Raw genomic sequence first — 2,342 nt, 5'->3', positions numbered from 1 at the left:
CCGGGTGCCGCCAACCGAGCGCCGTCACTTCCGGGCGGAACGGGCCTTCCAGCAGTTTCCCCGTGGGCTGGCCGGGGAGAATTGCGCCAATGGGCGAGGAGAAGAGCCCCTGATTGGTGGCAAACGCCGGGGCCGCCACTTCCAGCACCGCGCCGCCGCGCTCCACATAATTGGCCACAGCCTGAAGGTACGTGGCTGGGATCAGGCTATTGCGCCGCCGGTAACGGTCGAAAATAATCAGATCAAACTCATTCAGCTTCACCTCGAACAGCTCGCGGATCGGAAAAGCGATCAGCGACAACTCGTTCACCGGCGTCATATCCATGACCCGATCGGCGGGGCGCAGAATGGTGAAGTGGACGAGATCGACCGAGGGGTCGGCCTTCAGCAGGTTCCGCCACGTCCGCTCTCCCGGGTGCGGTTCGCCGGAAATCAGCAGCACGCGCAGCCGGTCACGGATGCCGTTGACGGTTAGCGCGGCGCGATTATTTTGCAGGGTCAGTTCGCGCGGCCCCGGCGGGGTTGCGATTTCCACCACCGATTGCCCGCCGTGGCGCGGGGCGATTTCCACCGCGACATCCTGATTGGCCGGCACATTCAGCGCGCGCGTATCGGCCCCGTCGAGTTGGATCGTCACCGGCACGGTCGCATCGCCGCCCGCAGGCTCTTCGACGCGGAAGCTGAACAAGGCGGGTTTATCGACCAGGGCAAAGCTGGGGCTGGAGAGAATTACTAACCGCCGGTCGCCCTCCCCCGGCGCGCCGGTCAGCAGCGTATGGATCGGCCCCGGCAAAGCCGCGAGATCGGCAGGGATATCATGCACCTGCCCATCGGTAATCAGCAACGATCCGGCGAAACGCTGGCGCGGCACGTCTTCCAACGCCCGATCCAGCGCCCCCATCAGCGCCGTGCCCTCGCCGCCGGACTTACCCGCGCGGATAATGCGCAGGTCGAGATCGGGCAGCCGTGCCCCCGCCTCTTCCAGCGCCTTCAGCGCCGCCTCGGTTTGCGCCGGGCGGCCCGCGAGGCTTTGGCTGCTGCTGTCATCCACCACGACCAACGCCACATCCTTGGCATAGCGGCGGGTTTCATTGACCAGGGCCGGGTCCAACAAGGCCAGCAGCCCGAGGATGAGGGCCAGCGTGCGCCAGCCGCTCCCCCGCGCCCGTTGCCATAGGCCGAAGCCGACCAGCAGCGCCCCCACGCCCGCCAGCAGGCCAAGCGCCCACAGCGGCAGCATCGGGTCGACGGCGATCTGGACGCCCGCGCCGAAAACCCCGTTCATTGCCCGAGCCTCTCAAGGATGGTCGAGACATGCACCTGATCGGCCTTATAATTCCCGGTGAGCGCATACATGACGATATTGACGCCCGTGCGGTAGGCCATCTCCCGTTGCACCTCCCCGCCGGGCGAAACCGGATAGAGGGGCGTTCCGTCCTTATCCATCGCCCAGGCCCCGGCAAGGTCCGATTGGGTCATGAGGATATTCGACACCTCATCGCCGCCCGCCGTGGGGTTCGCCTGCACCCAGAGGGGGGAGGCGGCCTCGCGGCCCGGAAACTCTTGCAGCAGATAAAAGGCTTTGGTCAGCACATGCTCCGCCCCCACCGGCACCAGCGGCGGAATATCGAGCCCGCGCACCAACGCCCGTAAGCGCCGCGTGCCCGCGCCAGGCTAAAACTATCGCCATAGGGGCCGTCGCGCGTGTCGAACAGGATCGTGCCGCCGGTGCGCAAATAGCGGTTGATCCGCTCCAGGGCTTCCGGGCTGGGGAGCGCTTGCGCGTCGGTCATCGGCCAGTAGATCAGTGGGAAGAAAGCCAGTTCGTCGCGTTCGATCTCCACCGCCATCGGCTCCGCCGCATCCACCGCCGTGCGCCGCTGGAGAATATAGGAAAGCCCGTCGAGCCCCGACTTACTGGTCGCATCGACCAAGGAATCGCCCGTCCGAATATAGGCGAGGCGAAAATCGAGCGTGGCCTTCAGCGCAAACTCCTGCGCCTGCGGGTCCATATAAGGCGCAGGGGTTTGGGCTTTGCCGGAGGAAGGCAGTACCAGCGCCAGCGCAACCGCCGCCGCGCCGATTTTGCCCAAATGCCAGCGCCCGCGCGCCGACAGCAGCCCGCGCAGGCCATAGGCGATCAGCAGATCGGCCAGAAACAGCAGCAGCGCCGCCGTAAACAGCCAGGGCCGCAAATCGACTTCCACCGAGCCTTGCAGCGGCGCAAGGCGAACGCCGGGCGGTAGTGCCTGCGGCGTTGCGCGCAGCGATGTCACGTCCGTCACCGTCCCGCCCGTCAAATTGAGCGCCCGTTGGGCGCTATCGGTGCCAAGCGTGCCGTA

Annotated in this window: 2 protein-coding genes and 1 pseudogene; all 3 read right to left on the bottom strand. The window is 66.3% G+C overall.

What is annotated here, in order from left to right; translation table 11 throughout:
- A pseudogene (locus VZ95_RS17310) lies at positions 1-1,285 on the bottom strand (hypothetical protein); the annotation flags it as partial.
- On the bottom strand, positions 1,282-1,641 hold the full coding sequence (locus VZ95_RS28365) for a DUF4159 domain-containing protein (protein WP_052711895.1): 360 nt from the start codon (positions 1,639-1,641) through the stop codon (positions 1,282-1,284). The pseudogene VZ95_RS17310 and the gene VZ95_RS28365, both read right to left, overlap by 4 nt.
- Positions 1,587-2,342 (bottom strand): DUF4159 domain-containing protein (locus VZ95_RS28360; RefSeq protein WP_156995370.1); only part of this gene is annotated, 756 nt, incomplete at its 5' end. The genes VZ95_RS28360 and VZ95_RS28365, both read right to left, overlap by 55 nt.

Origin of the sequence: Elstera litoralis (genome assembly GCF_000963705.1) — a bacterium.
GTDB lineage: Bacteria > Pseudomonadota > Alphaproteobacteria > Elsterales > Elsteraceae > Elstera > Elstera litoralis.
Note: the sequence above shows the minus strand (reverse complement) of the source record. Positions and strands in the feature narration are given on the sequence as shown.